At 75.8% G+C, this 15,648-nt stretch carries 16 protein-coding genes; 6 read left to right on the top strand and 10 right to left on the bottom strand.

What is annotated here, in order from left to right; translation table 11 throughout:
• Nucleotides 1-5: 5 nt before the first annotated feature.
• Nucleotides 6-980, bottom strand: coding sequence for an LLM class flavin-dependent oxidoreductase (locus IO29_RS05920; protein ID WP_030377656.1), 975 nt, complete (start codon nucleotides 978-980; stop codon nucleotides 6-8).
• A 275-nt stretch (nucleotides 981-1,255) separates the two neighbouring features.
• Between IO29_RS05920 and IO29_RS38440 the strand changes: the two genes are divergently transcribed.
• Nucleotides 1,256-1,405, top strand: a complete 150-nt coding sequence (locus IO29_RS38440; protein WP_158709283.1) for a hypothetical protein — start codon at nucleotides 1,256-1,258, stop codon at nucleotides 1,403-1,405.
• Nucleotides 1,406-1,483: 78 nt separating this feature from the next.
• On the opposite strand, the gene IO29_RS05915 is transcribed toward IO29_RS38440, so the two are convergent.
• From IO29_RS05915 to IO29_RS39975, 4 genes are all read right to left on the bottom strand, one after another.
• The gene (locus IO29_RS05915) at nucleotides 1,484-2,752 is read right to left on the bottom strand and encodes an MAB_1171c family putative transporter (protein WP_030377657.1); all 1,269 of its coding nucleotides are present in this window, start codon (nucleotides 2,750-2,752) and stop codon (nucleotides 1,484-1,486) included.
• Nucleotides 2,745-3,293: a ParH-like protein gene (locus IO29_RS05910; protein ID WP_199806832.1), complete on the bottom strand. Its 549-nt coding sequence runs from the start codon at nucleotides 3,291-3,293 to the stop codon at nucleotides 2,745-2,747. Before IO29_RS05910 ends, IO29_RS05915 begins: the two co-directional genes overlap by 8 nt.
• A 114-nt stretch (nucleotides 3,294-3,407) precedes the next feature.
• Nucleotides 3,408-5,150 carry an ABC transporter ATP-binding protein gene (locus tag IO29_RS05905; RefSeq protein WP_051707305.1) on the bottom strand — a complete coding sequence of 581 codons (1,743 nt, stop codon included), beginning with the start codon at nucleotides 5,148-5,150 and terminating at the stop codon, nucleotides 3,408-3,410.
• 116 nt (nucleotides 5,151-5,266) lie between these two features.
• A complete protein-coding gene (locus tag IO29_RS39975) occupies nucleotides 5,267-7,774 on the bottom strand; it encodes a LuxR C-terminal-related transcriptional regulator (RefSeq protein WP_030377660.1) in 2,508 nt (835 codons plus the stop codon).
• Between the two features lie 125 nt (nucleotides 7,775-7,899).
• Here IO29_RS39975 and IO29_RS05895 point away from each other — a divergent pair, with 125 nt between their 5' ends.
• The gene (locus IO29_RS05895; RefSeq protein ID WP_030377661.1) at nucleotides 7,900-8,337 is read left to right on the top strand and encodes a helix-turn-helix domain-containing protein; all 438 of its coding nucleotides are present in this window, start codon (nucleotides 7,900-7,902) and stop codon (nucleotides 8,335-8,337) included.
• Nucleotides 8,338-8,419: 82 nt separating this feature from the next.
• Here the strand turns inward: IO29_RS05895 and IO29_RS38820 are convergent, their stop codons facing one another.
• Both IO29_RS38820 and IO29_RS38435 read right to left on the bottom strand, forming a co-directional pair.
• On the bottom strand, nucleotides 8,420-8,560 hold the full coding sequence (locus IO29_RS38820; RefSeq protein WP_199806833.1) for an LxmA leader domain family RiPP: 141 nt from the start codon (nucleotides 8,558-8,560) through the stop codon (nucleotides 8,420-8,422).
• A gap of 61 nt (nucleotides 8,561-8,621) precedes the next feature.
• Nucleotides 8,622-8,792, bottom strand: coding sequence for a hypothetical protein (locus tag IO29_RS38435; RefSeq protein WP_158709284.1), 171 nt, complete (start codon nucleotides 8,790-8,792; stop codon nucleotides 8,622-8,624).
• Between the two features lie 255 nt (nucleotides 8,793-9,047).
• Here IO29_RS38435 and lxmK point away from each other — a divergent pair, with 255 nt between their 5' ends.
• The 3 genes from lxmK to IO29_RS05880 are packed head-to-tail and all read left to right on the top strand — an operon-like array spanning nucleotide 9,048 to nucleotide 11,741.
• Nucleotides 9,048-10,274 (top strand): class V lanthionine synthetase subunit LxmK, encoded by a 1,227-nt coding sequence (lxmK, locus tag IO29_RS05890; RefSeq protein WP_051707306.1) that lies wholly within the window; start codon nucleotides 9,048-9,050, stop codon nucleotides 10,272-10,274.
• Nucleotides 10,271-11,365, top strand: a complete 1,095-nt coding sequence (locus tag IO29_RS05885; RefSeq protein ID WP_051707308.1) for a T3SS effector HopA1 family protein — start codon at nucleotides 10,271-10,273, stop codon at nucleotides 11,363-11,365. Before lxmK ends, IO29_RS05885 begins: the two co-directional genes overlap by 4 nt.
• A gap of 10 nt (nucleotides 11,366-11,375) precedes the next feature.
• Nucleotides 11,376-11,741, top strand: a complete 366-nt coding sequence (locus IO29_RS05880) for a hypothetical protein (RefSeq protein WP_030377664.1) — start codon at nucleotides 11,376-11,378, stop codon at nucleotides 11,739-11,741.
• A 14-nt stretch (nucleotides 11,742-11,755) separates the two neighbouring features.
• Here the strand turns inward: IO29_RS05880 and IO29_RS05875 are convergent, their stop codons facing one another.
• Both IO29_RS05875 and IO29_RS05870 read right to left on the bottom strand, forming a co-directional pair.
• Nucleotides 11,756-12,133, bottom strand: a complete 378-nt coding sequence (locus tag IO29_RS05875; RefSeq protein WP_030377665.1) for a hypothetical protein — start codon at nucleotides 12,131-12,133, stop codon at nucleotides 11,756-11,758.
• Complete coding sequence (locus tag IO29_RS05870; protein WP_030377666.1) at nucleotides 12,133-12,372, bottom strand: hypothetical protein; 240 nt, start codon at nucleotides 12,370-12,372, stop codon at nucleotides 12,133-12,135. Before IO29_RS05870 ends, IO29_RS05875 begins: the two co-directional genes overlap by 1 nt.
• Before the next feature lie 61 nt (nucleotides 12,373-12,433).
• Between IO29_RS05870 and ligA the strand changes: the two genes are divergently transcribed.
• On the top strand, nucleotides 12,434-14,572 hold the full coding sequence (ligA, locus tag IO29_RS05865; protein WP_033224613.1) for an NAD-dependent DNA ligase LigA: 2,139 nt from the start codon (nucleotides 12,434-12,436) through the stop codon (nucleotides 14,570-14,572).
• 18 nt (nucleotides 14,573-14,590) lie between these two features.
• On the opposite strand, the gene IO29_RS05860 is transcribed toward ligA, so the two are convergent.
• Nucleotides 14,591-15,433: a helix-turn-helix transcriptional regulator gene (locus IO29_RS05860; RefSeq protein ID WP_030377668.1), complete on the bottom strand. Its 843-nt coding sequence runs from the start codon at nucleotides 15,431-15,433 to the stop codon at nucleotides 14,591-14,593.
• Between the last annotated feature and the right edge of the window lie 215 nt (nucleotides 15,434-15,648).

Raw genomic sequence — 15,648 nt, 5'->3', positions numbered from 1 at the left:
CCCCCTCACCCGTGGGCGGCGAGCAGTTCCCGCAGGTCGGCCAGGGCCTCGGCGAACCCGTACGTCTGGGCCACCGCGACCGGGTTGATCACCACCTCGTCGGCGCCCGCCTCGAAGTAGCGCCGCACCTCCGGGACCAGGTCGCCCGGTTTGCCGTAGAGGAACACCCCGGCCTCCACGAGCTCCCGGGCGCCCGACACCGGATCGCTGACGTCGACGTCGAGTCCGGCCCGGCGCAGCATGTCGGCGTAGTGGTGGACGCGCAGATGCTTGTCGGTGCCGCGCTGGGCCAGCGGCAGCGGGCTGCGCCCGGGGCGGGCCACCGCCGCGTGCACCACCGTCACCAGCCGGGGCCGGGGCCGGCCGGCGGCGACGGCGCCCTCCTCCAGGGCGGGGAGCAGCACTTCGCGGATGTAGGAGGGCGGCGTCATCCAACTGATCGCCACGTCCGCCGTACGGCCCGCCGCCCTCGCCATGCCCGGCCGCAGCACTCCCGCGCCCACCTCTGCTGGCGGTGCGTCCCGCACCGGCGGCAGCGCGGCCCCGCCGACCCGGAACACCGGACCCTCGTGACGTACCGCCCCGCCGCGCAGCAACTCCCGCACCACGCCCACGTATTCGGCGACCGCGGAGGCCGGCCCGGCGTAGTGCGCGCCGTGCAGCGCGGTGACGAAGGCCGGCTCGCCCGCCCCGTAGCCCACGACGGGCGGATGCCCGGTGAGCAGCGCGAGCGAGCGGGCCTGGGCGGCGGCATCGAAGGGGTGCCGCAGCGCGGTGAGCGCCACCGACAGGCCCACCGGCACCCGGAACCCGGCGCCCGCCAGCCAGGCGAGCGCCTGATGGCTCTCGACGGTCAGCGACTGCCCGAGCCACAGCCGCCGTGCGGCACCGTCGCGGACGAGCGCGGCCGTGCCGGTCAGCTCGTCCAGGTCCTCCACATGGTGCGGGAAGAGCACCGAGACGTGTTCCCTGCTCGTCATCGCGGCTCCCTCGTGCGCATCGCGTCTCCCTGCTCCCGTCGGCCCCCGGCCGGGTGGGCACGGCCACACGGTAGGTTCCGCCGGGCGGGCGCGGACAGTGGCAGGTTCCTGCCCCCGTCCGCCCGCCGACCGGCAGTCCGGTGCGCGGCGACGGGGCCCCGGCGTGGCCGGAGGCGGCGGTTTCCTGCCGTGGCGTGAGCGGTGGCCGCCCTGCTGTGATCGAGGGGTACGGCGCGTGTCCGAAGCGGCCGCGCCCGGATTCGAAGGGACCCCTTGTGAACACCTCGGACCTGATGGGCGGTTACTCCGCCTACACCACCGTCGGCGCCGCCGTCGAGGAGGCCGCCGCGCGGACGGCCGTCGACCAGGACGCCAGCGAGCCCCTGACCCTCATCCTCACCCTGCTGACGCGGACGGTGGTGTGACTCCCCGGCCGTGACGCGACCCGGACCGGCCGTGACGCGGCCCGCACCGGAGCGGGACGGGCCGCCCGTCGGCCGGGCTCACCCCCCGGCGTGCCGGGCCAGCCGGCGGGTGTACGCCACCGCGCGGTCCCCGGTGAACGCCTCGGCCACCGCGACCAGCCAGGCCGCCTCCTCCTCCACGGTGCCGGGGCCCGCGGCGAAAGTACCGTCGTCCGCCCCCAGGGCGGGACTTTCGCCGCGAGCCCCGGGCCCCTCGCCCGCCCGCCCCGGAGCGCACCGGCGGCCCGCCCGCGCCGCCTCCAGCGCCGCGACCAGCCAGGCCGCCTCCTCCACCACCGGTCTGCGGCCGGGATCGACGGGGAACCGCGCGAGCGCCGCCGCCGTCCACGAGGGCGTCTGCGCGGGCCAGTAGGGGCGCAGCGCGAGATAGCCGTCGCGGATCTCGATCACCCGCCGGTACAGGGCGAACCGCGCACCGCCCGGAGCCAGGGGCACCGCCCTCGGCCCCGGCACCGTCAGCGCCGTCTCCGGCACCACCGCGTGCAGGGCCGCCCACAGCGGTTCCAGCGCCCGGTGGGCACGCCAGGCGCGCAGCCGGTGCCTCCCCCCGGCCACCAGCGGATGCCACAGCGCCGCCGTCGCGCCGAGGGCGGCGAGCAGCAGACACCCACTGGCCAGGGCCATGGCGACCGGATCCATTTCGGCGCCCTGCCGGTGGTCCACGGCCATGTTGACGATGCCGCTCACCCCCCACACCGCCCACAGCGCGCCCACCGCGGTGCCCGCGGCGACCAGCCGCAGCCCCGTCCGCAGCGCCCCCGGCCGCAGCCCCCGCGCACAGCGCCGCACCGGCAGCGCGAACAGCACGAGGCACCACAGGCTGTAGAGGGTGAACACCGTGTCGAACGCGGCCAGGGCGGCCCAGTCGGCCCGGCCGCCGGCGACGATCGCCACGCCGCCCGCCGCACCCGCCGGTGGCCGCCCGCCGGCGGAGGCGGCCAGGAAGAGCACCGCGCACAGGGTCCCGGCCGTCACGCCCACGAACGCGTGCGAGCACTCCGACACCGCCCGCCACCGCGGCAGCCCGAGCCGCATCGCGGCGAGCGGGAGGAAGGACAGGGCGGCCATCTCCAGCTCCCGGCCCAGCAGATGGACGCACCCGGCGGGCACGGACAGCACCCGCAGGACGGCGGCGGTCCCGGGCGCGAGCAGCGCCATCGCCGCCCCCATGCACAGCCAGAACCCGCACAGGCACCCCACCGCGGTGCCGCGCCGGGCGGGGCGCAGTTCGTACCAGCCCAGGGAGAGCGACGCCGCCGCGGGGACGTACGCCAGTTCCTCAGCCACGCGCCCGCTCTCCGCCGCGGGTGCCGACCAGGACCCCGGCCCGCCCGTGCCCGTCGGCCGGGTGCGGCGGCCCGGCGCGCAGGGCCCGGTGCTGGATGAGGGAGGCCAGTAACTCCGCCTCGCGCTCCTGCGGTTCGGGGTAGCCGGTGCGGCCCAGGACCCGGCGGATCAGGGCCGGATGCAGCCCCGGCATGAGGGCGCGGGCCGCCGCGGAGGCCGCGTAACCGGTCCGGTCGTGGCCGCACAGCAGGTGCGCGGCCTCGTGCAGCAGGATGTGCTGCCGGTGCAGGGGGGTGGTCCGCGCGGTGTGGACGATGTAGTCGGCCCGGTCGGTCGTCACGAGCAGCCCGCACGGGCCGGGGGAGTCCATGGCGACGTCCAGGATCTCGATGGGCCGGCCGCGCCGGGCGGCGAGAGCGGCGATGAACGTCTCGGCGTCGAAGGGGACCGGCAGATCGAGGCCGTCCACGAGTCTGTGCAGCCGCCGCCTGTGGTGTCTTCCCGCCCGGTCCGTGAGCACGGACAGCCCCTCTGCGCGCACCAACGACTCCCCTTCGCCGTCCGACCCGCGTTGACTGTACAGCCAGCCAGTGAAAAGTCAACGGGCCGATTCCGCCACGCGGCCGACGGATGGGGGAGGGGCGGTGGGGCCGTCTCACACCGTCTCGCGCACCATCTCCGTGCCTCCCGACTGCCCTTCCACCAGGGCCCGGTACCCGGGGCTCGTGCGCAGCAGCTCCTCGTGCGAGCCGGTGTCCACGACCCGTCCGTCCCGCAGGAGGGCGATCCGGTCGGCGTGACGGACGGTCGACAGCCGGTGGGCGACCACCAGCACGGCCCGCTCGCCCGCCAGCCGGTCCACCACGTCCCGCAGCAACCGCTCGTTCACGCCGTCCAGTTGCGAGGTCGGCTCGTCCAGCAGGACGACGTCGGCGTCACTGAGCAGTGCCCGCGCCAGGGCGAGCCGCTGCCGCTGGCCGCCCGACAGATCCGTACCGCCGCCCAGCGGGGTGTCGAGACCGTCCGGCAGCCCGGCGACCGTACCCGCGAGCCCCACGCTCTCCAGCACCTGCCGCAGCGCCGTGTCGTCCACCGGACCGGGCGAGCCCAGGACGAGGTTCTCCCGCACCGTCCCCTCCAGCAGGGTGAACGACTGGTCGACGTAGGCGATCCGGCGGCGCAGCGCGTCGAGCGGCCAGTCGGCCAGCTCCGTGCCGTGCAGCGCGACGGTGCCCCCGGCGGCGGGCAGCAGGCGCTCGACCATGTTCAGGACCGTCGACTTCCCGGCGCCCGACGGACCCACCAGCGCGGTGACGCCGCGCCGGGCGACCGTCAGGTCCACCCCGCGCAGCACCGGCTCCGCGTCGTAACCGCCGGTCAGACCGCGCAGCCGCAGGGCGGGGGCGCCGGGCACGGGTGCGGGCTCGCGGTCGGGCCCCGGCGCCTCCGGCGGAAGCTCCAGCGCGGTACGGATCCGGCCGCGGGCCGCCATGCCCGCCTGGAGCCGCGCGATGCCGGTCGCCAGCACGGTCAGCGGGGCGATCAGCTGGAAGAGGTACATCATGAACGCCACGAAGTCCGCCGGACCCAGCGCGCCCGAGGCCATCCGCACGCCGCTGCCCGAGAGCACCCCGATGACGGCGATCTGCTGGCCGACCGTCATCAAAGGCGTGATGAACGCCTGCGCCCGGTCCGCCGACACCGCCGCCTCCGCGGCGGCCCCGGCCCGCTCCACGATGCCCGAGGCGGTGCGCTCCTCCGCCCGGTTGGCCTTGATCACCGCCAGCGAGGAGAGCGCCGCGGTGAACCGCTGCGCCACCTCGCCGAGCGCCCGCTGCTGCGCGGAGATGCCCCGGCGCATCCCCGAGACGAACACCGCGATGGCCGTGCCCGCCACGGCGAAGGTCGCCACCACGATCAGCAGCAGCACCCAGTCCAGTACGCCCATGACCACCAGGGAGACGCCCGCGACCAGCGCCGACGCGGGCAGCGCCGTGACCCCCACGTCGAACATCGAGCGCAGTTGGGCGGAGTCGCTGGTGATCCGGGCGACCAGATCGCCGGTCCCGGCCCGCCGTACGTCGAGCAGCCGGGCGCGCAGGACATGGCGGACGACGCGGGCGCGCACGTCCAGCACGGTCCACTCGCCGACGCGCCCGAGCAGGAAGGACGACCACGCCCCGGCCAGAGCCCCGCCCAGGGCCAGCACGGCGAGGACGAGCACGGAGACGAGCGGGGAGCGGTGGCCGCCGATGTCGACCACGAGCCGGCGCACCGCGAGCGGCACGCACAGGGACGCGGCGACCGACAGCAGGATCAGCGGAACGGCGACGGCGGTCTGCCCGCGGTGCCGCGCCAGCGCGGACAGGGGACCGGCCGGGAAGGGGGCGGAACTCATGGGTCGTCCTCTCGGGACAGGGGCAGGGGCGGGTGCTCAAGGGCTCAAGGGCTCAAGGGCTGAGGGGGTGAGGGGCTCAAGGGCTGAGGCGCACAGGGGTTCAGGGGTTCAGGGGTTCAGGAGGTCAGCAACGGCCGCGCGGGCGCCGTGCCGAGCGCTTCGGTGGCCGCCGAGGTGTGGACCCAGCCGGCGATGCCCACCCGGGAGGTGCAGCCCAGCTTCTTCATCGTCTCCCGGACGTGATTGACCACCGTCCACTCCGAGATCTCCAGCTGGCGGGCGATCTGACGGTTGCTCAGCCCGTGCGCGACGAGGAGCGAGACCTCGGTCTGCCGGCGGGTGAGCGGACCGGTCCGTCCGGCGTCCGTCTCGTCGTGGTTCTCCGGCCGGGGCGGCCCGCCCCGGTGCGCGGCGAACTCCGCGAGCACACCGGGGAGTCCGGCCTCGGCCCCCTCGCGCAGCGCCGTGACGACGTCCCGCTCCGCCAGCAGCCCGCGGACCTCGCTCTCCCGCAGACACCCGGCGAAGTCCGGGTCGTCGGGCGCACCGGGCAGCCCGGCACGCGCGGCGGAGAAGGCGCCCAGTACCCGGGCGGCGGCCGTGGCGCGGGCGGTGATCCCCGGCCGCAGCGGAGTGCCGGCCAGATTCAGGAAGGCGCCCAGCACGGCCGGCGCCCCGAGCCCGCGCAGCGCGGCCAGCGCCCGCTCGTAGTAGGCGGCGGCGGCCCCGGTCCGCCCGTCGGCGGTGGCGAAGACGCTCAGGCGCAGCAGGGCCGCGCCCGCGGTGAGCAGGTCCCGGCGCCGCAGCGCATCCGGCAGGACGGCCAGCGCGGTCCGGGTCGCGGCCTCGGTCCGTCCGTCGAGGAACTCGGCGAGGCACACCTCCAGTTCCACCCCGGACGCGGCGGCCTCGTCGCCGTCCTCCCGGTACCGGGCCACGGCCCGGTGCAGCAGCGACAGCCCGCGGCCGGGGTTGTCGTGGTGTGCCGCGAGGCCCCGCAGGGCGAGGAGGCGGCCGGTCAGGGCGTCGGCCGCGGGGTCCGCGGCCACCTCCTCCGCCACCTGGCCGAGCCGGCTGAGGGCGGCGTCGAAGTCCCCGGCCCGGACGGCCGATTCGGCGAGCAGCAGGCCGAGCCGTGCCCGGCCGGGGGCGGTCACGGGCCGGGGCAGCCCGGCCGGCGGCGCGGCACCGACACCGGCACCGGCCACCGTGTGCACGGAGAAGTACAGGTGCTCGGCGAGGTCCAGGGCCGCGTCGGTGCCGTCGTCGGCGTTCCCGGGCGTGCCGCGGGGCTCGTCGGCGCGCCCGGGGGCGTCGTGCGCCGGTGGGGCGCCGAGTGTCTCCAGCGCCAGACGGAGGTTGCGCTCCTCGGCGCGCAGGGCGGTGACTCCGGCGAGCTGGTCGCCCGCCAGGACGCGTGCCACCGCGTCGCGTGCCACATGCGCGTAGTAACGGGCGTGCGCCTGCCGTGCGTCCGCCGTCACGGACGACGGACCCCGCCCGGGCGGCGGGCTGCCGAACGGGACGTGCAGCCGCGCGCGGGAGTGGCCGCCGAGCCGGCCCGAGGGGCGTCCGGAAAGGGTGAGGAGGTGACGGTCGAGGAGTTCGGCGAGCGCGCCCGGGAACGCCCCGAGCGGCACACCGGACACCTCGCGCAAGGCCTCGGGCCCGCACCCGCCCGGGAACAGCCGTGCGTGGTCGAGCAACCGCCGTGCGACGGGACCGAGTTGCCGCTCCGCCCCGTCACCGCCCCCGTACGCGCGCACCACTCCCGCGGCGGCGGCCGGCCCCGGCTCCCAGTCCAGTGCGGCACGCAGCACCTCCGGCCCCTCCCATCCGGCCACCCGCGCCGCCAGGCACAGGTCGCCGGGCACCCCGCCCAGGTCGGCGCAGATCCGGGCGGTCTGCGCGAGGTCGTGCTCCCGCGCCGGCAGACCCGGGTGGAGGGCGCGCAGGCAGGCGAGGTAGAGCCGTACGGACGGCACGCGGGACAGGCCGTCGGGGTCCAGGACGGTGCAGTCGAGGGGCACGGGGAGCGCGGTCACCGGCCGCCCGGCGAATCCCTCGGCGGTCAGGGGCCGCCGGGCGGTGGCGAGGACCCGCGTACCCGCACGCGCGGCCGCGGCCAGCGCGCTCAGTAACCGGGTCGCCCGGGCGCCCGGCCCGCCGCGGTCCGCGCCGGGTGCGCCCGGCGCACCGGGCACCGACGGACCTCCGGGCACCGGCGGACGGTGGCGGGCCGGCTGGTCGAGCCCGTCGGCGAGCACCAGAGCGCCGGGGCCGGGTACGGCGCCGGTGCCGGTCCCGGCTTCGATGGCGGGGTCCGGAGCCGGGTCCGCCGTGAGCAGCCGGGCGAGTGCCGCCTCCGGGTCCGCGTGGGCCGTGGCGTCGAAGAGGGTCACCCCGGCCCCCGTCCGCTCCGCGTACGCGACGGCCACGGCGTGCGCCAGCCGCGTCTTCCCGATGCCCGGCGGCCCGTACAGCAGGACGCCGCCGCGGCCGGGACCCTCCCGGGTGAGCAGCGTCAGCAGCTCGGCCGTCTCCCGTTCACGGCCGATGGTCTCGGCGGGGAACGGCGTTTGCTCAAATGAATAGGACCCTGACTGCCATTCATCTTGGCTCACCGGCTCAGGATGGGGCGCCACCCGGCGCATGTCAACTAAGATGAATCCGCAGGAAGTTCGGATCAATCTCCGCAGATGCTGTGCTGTGCTGTGCCGAAGGCGTCGGCGGGAAGCGTGAGGTGAGCGTGGCCGGTACGGAAAGCAGCCCCTCGGGTCTGGCCGAGCGGATCGACGCGCTCTTCCGCCTCGTCCTCGACCCCGACCGCCGGCCCTACACCAACGAGGTGGTGGCCCGGGCCTGCCGTGAACGGACGGGTGTGTCGTTCTCCACCACATATCTGTGGCAGCTGCGCACCGGACGGCGGGACAACCCCACCAAGCGCCATCTGGAGGCGCTGGCCCAGTTCTTCGAGGTTCCGCCCGCCTACTTCTTCGACGACGCGCAGGGCGCGGAGATCTCCCGGCAGCTCGAACTCCTCGGTGCCCTGCGCGACGCCGAGGTGCGCGACGTGGCGCTGCGGGCCGTCCAGCTCTCCCCGGAGGCGCTGGGCACGGTCAGCGACCTCATCGACGTGATCGCCCGGCGCGAGGCCAGGGCGGCAGACGAGGGGGACGACGCCTGACACCGGCGGAGCGGGGCACGACAGGGCCCGGCCCCCGGCGGAAGCGGTCTTCCGCCGGGGGCCGGGCCGGTGAGGGTGCGGATCAGCCGATGATGGTGATCGTGACGAGCGTGAGCGGGATCAGCGTCCAGCTGGCCTCCGCGCGGTCCTGGTCGTACTCCTCGACCGCCGCGGCGGGGGTCGTGTAGGCGCTGTAGCCGCTCATCAGGTCCTCGGTGCTCATGCGGTTCTCCTTCACGTGCGTGGACGGGTGGAGGGGTGAACGGGCGGGTGCGGGGTGGGGCTCAGGAGGCGGTCAGGGGCAGCAGGATGGTGACCACGAGGCTGATCGTGGTGACGATCCACGGCGACGCCTCCGCGTCGTCGTGCTGGTTGCGTGTGGTGGCCAGCTCCTCGACGGCGGTGCGCGGGCTCGTGTAGGCGGCGTAGCCGCCCATCAGATCGGCGCTCTGCATGTTCTCTCCTCGGACGTGAACGGGTCCGGCCCCGGTCGTGGCCGGTGCTCCGATCCCACCAGCGCGGCCGGTCCGCGCCCAGTGGCAGGTAACTGGCGCCAGGGCCGGCGACCGGCCGCCGCCCGGGCCCGCCACGTGCCCGCACCGGCCGGTCCGCGACCGGACCGACAGGTTCCTGCCGGGTCGACGGACCGCCCCGCCAGGTCCGTTCCTGTCACTGTTCCGCCGCGCGCCGGGCGGCCTAGCGTCACGGCCATGGCAGCGACGACCACGGAACCAGCGCCTCCGCCCGCACCGGCATCCTCGCCCGCACCGGCCGCCCCCCGGACACCCGACGCCCCCGCACCGGGGCACACCGTCCCCCACCGCCCGTCGGCCGGGGTGGAGCGGGCCATGGCCACGCTCGGCATCGCACCCTTCGTCCCCGGGGACGCGCTCAGCCTCCCCGGCCGCAACGAGAACTGGGCCGGCCCCACCGCCGACGGCCGGCAGGTCTTCGTCAAACGGCTGGACGCCACCCTGCCCGGAGCGCGCGACCGCTTCGAACGGGCCCGCGCCTTCGAGCGTGCGCGGTCCGCCCGGCGCGGTCGGCCCGCCCTGGCCGCCCCCGAGTTCCTGGGCGCCGATCCGGACACCCTGGTCCTGGTCCACGCCCGGCTCGACGCCGCCGTGGCATGCAGCACGCTCGCCGACGAGGACCGCTTCGACACCGTGCTGGCCGGACGCCTCGGCCACGCGGTGGGCACCCTGCACCGCCTCCCGGACGACGGCGTTCCCCGCCCGTCCGCCGCCGTACGGGGGCACTCGCGGCTGACCGGGCTGACGGTGCGCGAGTACGCCGACGCCAGCGGGGCCGAGCTGGAGGCGTGGGCGCTGCTCCACCACGACGCCCGGCTGCGCACCGCGCTGGGCCGCCTGCACGAGTGGTCAGCCGCCGCCCCGCACACCCCCGTCCACGGCGATCTGCGGCTCGACCAGTTCCTCCTCGGCGGCGACGGAGATCCCACGGCGCAGCCGCACCTCACGGACTGGGAGGAGTTCCACCTCGGCGACCCGGCCGGTGACGTCGGCGGGTTCGTGGGCCAGTGGCTGTACCGGGCGGCCTCGCGGATGTTCACCGCGCTCGACCTCGACGGTCCCGGCGCGGGCGACGACGCCCACACCGCGCTCGTCGGGAACGGCGAACGCCAACTCGTGGCCGTACGGCCGCTCGTGACCGCCTTCTGGGAGGCATACCGCCGCGCCGCGCCCCCCGTCGACGCCGGGTTCGCCGCCCGCGCGACGGCCTACGCCGGCTGGCACCTCTTCGACCGGATGTTCGCCGCCGCGTCGCTCGGCGCGCGGCTCACCGCCGTACAGAAGGGCACGGCGGGGGTGGGCCGCACCGCGCTGCTGGCCCCCGAACGCTTCGCCGAGACCGTGGGGCTGTCCGCCGGGACCGTCGGACAGTGCGCCGAAACCGTCGGACTGGAGGAGTCATGAGGGAACCGTCCGCCGCACCCCCGGAGACCGCACTCGCCCCCCGGCTGCGCGAGGCCCTGGCCACCCTGCGGATCGGGCAGGACCGGCGCACCGTCCTGGTGGGGGAGCGGCCCGTCACCGGCAGCACCCCCCGCGAACTGCGGGCGGCCCTGGGCGCGGTGCTGTACGACGAGTGGCACGCGGGCCTCACCCCGCACGCCCGGGAAGCCCGCGACGGCCGGAACGGGGCGGCCGGCCCCGCCTCCCGCCGCGACCGCGCGTTCGAGGGCCGCCTCATCGCCGCCACCCCGCACACCCTCACCCCCGTCGACGCGGTGGTGCGGTCCGGCCCGGAGCCCCGGGGGGACACGCTCCTCGCCGAACTCGGCCGGGTACTCGTCCGCGTGCCCGCGGCATCCGCCCGGACGGAAGGACCGGCCGCGCCGGGCCGGAGTGTGCGCCTGGACCTGCCGGCCGTCCGCCCCGCGCTGTCCCCCGGCTTCCTGCTGCTGGACGGCCCGCACGGCGGCCTGTCCGGCGGGGCCGGCCGGCCCGTCCTGCGGATGTACGTCCACCTGACGGACCCGGACGCCGCCGCCGGCGTCTGGCGGACCCTGCTGGCCGCACTGGCCGCCCGGTCCGCGCGGTACCGGGCGAAGGTGCTCTCCCGCCCGTGGTCCTACCCGCGCCGGGACGCGCTCGTGGTCTACCTGGAGGAGGCGGACGCCCCGCTGGCGACCGGTCTCGCCGACGAGGTGACGGGACTGCCCGGCGTCGGCAGGGACACCTCCGTCTTCGCCCACGAGGTGGCCCCCGGTGTCGCCCTGGCGTGGGAGCCGGCCGACGGCCGGCCCGGCCGGCCCGCGAAGAGCTTCGGCCAGCACCGCGCGGCGGCCGTCGCCGAGGGACTTCTGCGGTACGCCCACGACCCGGACAGCACCGACGGCTTCCTGCGTCCCGCGGCGGCGGACCTGGCCGGGGCGGACGCGGTACGAGAGGTAGACGGTTCCCTGCGCGCCGCCGCCGTCGACCCGGCCGAGCCCGCCCGCAACCTGGACTCCGCCCCGTTCCCGGCGCCGGGCCGGCCGCGGCGGGCGGTCGGCGCGGGGTAGCGTGCGCCTCATGAGCGTGCGCGTCGCAGTCAACTACCCGGCGCCGATACCGGTCGGCCACCTCGTCGAAGTGACCGAGTACGAGGACGTCCGCCCCGAGAAGAAACGCCGCGGGGCCGGCCTGGGCGAAGCCTTTCAGCACCCGGTGCTCCTCGACGTGGACTCGGGCATCCGGTACATGAACCACGTCCACGCGAGCGCCGGTGCCAACGGCGGCAACGCCCACCGGCCGAACCGGTATCCGTCGGCCCCGCGCCGGGAACTCCCGGTGAGCAGGGTGTGGCGGGGCCGGGTCCTCGCCTGCGCGCTGGTGTATGTCGAGGCCCTGTCGACCCAGCACACCACACTCGAACTGGACCCCGTCCCGCCCGCCTGACGCGCGGCCCCGCCTCAGCTCGCCCGGGGCCAGCCGCGCAGCAGGGCGGCGATCCGGGCGGCGGTGCAGGCCGGGTCGCGCAGCAGGTCGCGGAGGGCGAGCGCGTCCTCCCGCGCCGGCTTGACCGGGATGCCGGAGGCCTCCAGGTACATCACGCCCGTCGCGGCGGCCACCGCCAGGTTGGAGCGCTCCAGCCAGCGGCAGCGCCCGAGGACGTGCACCAGCGCGGCGGCACGGGCGTAGGGGCCGTCGTAGACGGGGGTCTCCAGCAGTTCGGCGCGGTGGCAGGCGACCGCGGCCACGGGCACCCCGTAGTCCTCGGGGGCGGGGTCCGCCGCACCGGCGACCTCCGCGACCTGCAAGATCCAGGGAACGTCGATGCGCAGGTCCATTACGCGGCGTGCGCGCCCCGGGCGCGACGCTCGGCGTCCTCCGCCTCGTCGAACACCGCCTGGTGCTCGTCGAGGAAGCGCCGCGCCGCCTCCAGGCCGCGCTGCCGCATCCCGTCGGCGTCCTCCCGCACGAGCGCGGCGATGTAGTCGCCGACACTCATGCCGCGGTCCCTGGCCCGGGCCGTGGCCAGCTCCGCGATCTCGTCGTCGACCCGCCAGCCCTTCTGCGTCTTCGCCATACCGCGATGGTAACAGCTGGTACCACCGCGCGGAGGGGCGTTGTCAGTGGGGGCAGGCAGGATGACCCGCATGACGACATCCGCAGCATCGCTCATGGACGCCGCCGCCTACGCGCAGGCGGTCGAGGACGCCGTGACGGCCTCGGCCGCCTACTACGCGGACGGAACCTCGGCACTGGACGACGACGCCTACGACCGGCTGGTGCGCACCATCGCCGCCTGGGAGGCCGACCACCCCGAGCAGGTGCTGCCCGGTTCCCCGACGGGCAAGGTCGCCGGCGGCGCCGTCGAGGGCGACGTCCCGCACACGGTGGCGATGCTGAGCCTGGACAACGTGTTCTCGCCGGAGGAGTTCACCGCCTGGACCGCCTCCCTGGCCCGGCGCCTCGGCCACGAGGCGGAGCGGTTCGACGTCGAGCCGAAGCTGGACGGACTCGCCGTCGCCGCCCGCTACACCGGCGGCCGGCTGAGCCGGCTCATCACGCGCGGGGACGGGACGGCCGGGGAGGACGTCTCGCACGCGATCGGCACCATCGAGGGCCTGCCCGCCGAACTCACCGAACCGGTCACCGTGGAGGTCCGGGGCGAAGTCCTCATGACGACCGCCCAGTTCGAGCACGCCAACGAGGTGCGCACCGCGCACGGCGGACAGCCCTTCGCCAACCCGCGCGGCGCCGCCGCGGGCAGTCTGCGCGCCAAGGAGCGCGCCTACACCGTGCCGATGACCTTCTTCGGCTACGGCCTGCTGCCCCTGCCCGGCACCGGCACGGAGCTCGCCGCCCGGCTGACGGAACTCGCCCACAGCGAACTCATGGCGCGGGCCGCCGCGTTCGGCATCAACACCACCGCCACCACCGCCGTGCCCGGCAGCACCACCGCCACCGTCGAGCAGGTGCTGGACCGGGTGCGGGAGATCGCCGCCCTGCGCGCCGAACTCCCGTTCGGGATCGACGGCATCGTCGTCAAGGCCGACCTCGCCGCGGACCAGCGCGCGGCGGGCGCGGGCTCACGCGCCCCGCGCTGGGCGATCGCCTACAAGCTGCCGGCCGTCGAGAAGATCACCCGGCTGCTCGAGGTGGAGTGGAACGTCGGCCGCACCGGCATCATCGCCCCGCGCGCCGTCCTGGAACCGGTCGAGATCGACGGCGCCACCGTCACCTACGCCACCCTGCACAACCCGGCCGACATCACCCGCCGCGACCTGCGCCTGGGCGACCATGTCATGGTCCACCGGGCCGGCGACGTCATCCCGCGCATCGAGGCCCCCGTCGCCCATCTGCGCACCGGCGACGAACGGCCCATCGTCTTCCCCGAGGTGTGCCCGCGCTGCGGGTCCGGCATCGACACCAGCGAGCAGCGTTGGCGCTGCGAGAACGGACGCAACTGCCATCTGGTCGCCTCCCTGTCGTACGCGGCCGGGCGCGACCAGCTCGACATCGAGGGCCTCGGCCACACCCGCGTCGTCCAGCTCGTGGACGCCGGGCTCGTCAGCGATCTCGCCGACCTGTTCGCCCTCACCCGTGAGCAGCTGCTGGGCCTGGAGCGGATGGGCGAGACCAGCACCGACAACCTCCTCGCCGCCCTCGGGGCGGCCAAGGGGCGGCCGCTGGCGCGGGTGCTGTGCGCGCTCGGCGTCCGCGGCACCGGCCGGTCCATGTCCCGCCGGATCGCCCGGCACTTCGCGACGATGGACCACCTCCGCGCGGCCGACGCGGAGGCGATGCGGCAGGTGGAGGGCATCGGCACCGAGAAGGCCCCCTCGATCGTCGCCGAACTGGCCGAACTCGCCCCGCTCATCGACAGACTCGTCGCCGCCGGCGTCAACATGACCGAACCCGGAGCCACCCCGCCCGCCCCGTCCGCCACGGGTGAGGGCACCGGCGGCGACGGCACCGGCGACGGTGACGGCACCGGCGCCGAGCCGGCGGCCGGACCACTGACCGGAATGACCGTGGTCGTCACCGGCGCGATGACCGGCCCCCTGGAGAAGCTCAGCCGCAACCAGATGAACGAACTCGTCGAACGGGCCGGCGGCCGCTCCTCCTCCAGCGTCTCCAGGAAGACCACCCTGGTCGTCGCCGGGGAGGGCGCGGGCTCCAAGCGCGCCAAGGCGGAGAGCCTCGGCGTCCGCCTGGCCGGCCCGGACGAGTTCGCCGCCCTGGTCGCCGACTTCCTCGACCAGGAAGACCACGAGGCCTGACGGCCCCGTGACCGGAGGTCAGCCGACCGCCTGCGTGCCGATGACGGAGAGCAGACGCAGCTTCTCGTGGCTCTCGGAGCCGGGCGTGGCGGTGTACACGAGCAGACGGTGCGACTGGTCGGTGTCGAGGAGTGACTGGCAGTCGAGCTCCAGAAGCCCGACCTCGGGGTGGAGGAAGCGTTTGACCTTCTCGGGGCCGACGCCCACCTCATGGGTCTCCCACAGGGTGCGGAACTCCTCGCTGCGTTCCAGGAGGAGACCGGCGTAGTGGGCCGCCCGCGAGCCCGGGCCCCGCAGGGTGGCGATCTCCCGCAGTCCTGAGGTGAACATGCGGGAGAGATGGGCGTGTTCCTCCGGCGCGTACCGCGCGCGGGTGGCCGGTAGGGTGAACCAGCGGAAGCCGATGCTCCGCTCGGGCCCGGTGAACCGGGTGGTGTCGCCGGTCAGGGCCACCCCGAGCGGGGTCTGGCGCAGGGTCTCCCCGAGTTCGCTGACGATCTCGGCGGGGGTGTCGGCCAGCCGGTCGAGGATGCGCAGCAGTCCGGGGCCGACATGCGCGCCGGCCGAGCCGCGCACGGGCGGGTGGTGCCCGGCCAGCCGGAACAGGTGGTCGCGCTCGTCCAGGGAGAGGTGCAGGCCCTGCGCGATCGAGGCGGCCATCTGCGCGGAGGGCTGCGGGCCTCGCTCGCGCTCCAGCCGTGCGTAGTAGTCGGCCGACATGTGGCACAGCGCGGCCACCTCCTCCCGCCGCAGCCCGCTGGTCCTGCGGCGGGGCCCCCGCGGGAGGCCGACGTCCTCGGGCTGCAACAGCTCCCGCCGACGCCGCAGAAAGGCGGCCAGTCCGGCCCGGTCGATCTCCATGGCTGCTCTCCTCCGTGCCGCTTGCGCTCCTACTTCTACCGCCTCGCGCCGGCCGGCACGGCGGCGCAGCCACGGATCGTCGATCCCCCTCTCCGACCCGCGGGTCGGCCGCGAAGCCCCGGGAAACGGATCCTGACCGGCGAACATGGCGAAGGCCGGCCGTATCCACGGCCCAGCGATCAGTGGATCGGCAGGCCCTGCACCCCGCCGCCGTA

It is taken from the genome of Streptomyces sp. NRRL F-6676 (assembly GCF_000725625.1).
Classification (GTDB): domain Bacteria; phylum Actinomycetota; class Actinomycetes; order Streptomycetales; family Streptomycetaceae; genus Streptomyces.
Note: the sequence above shows the minus strand (reverse complement) of the source record. Positions and strands in the feature narration are given on the sequence as shown.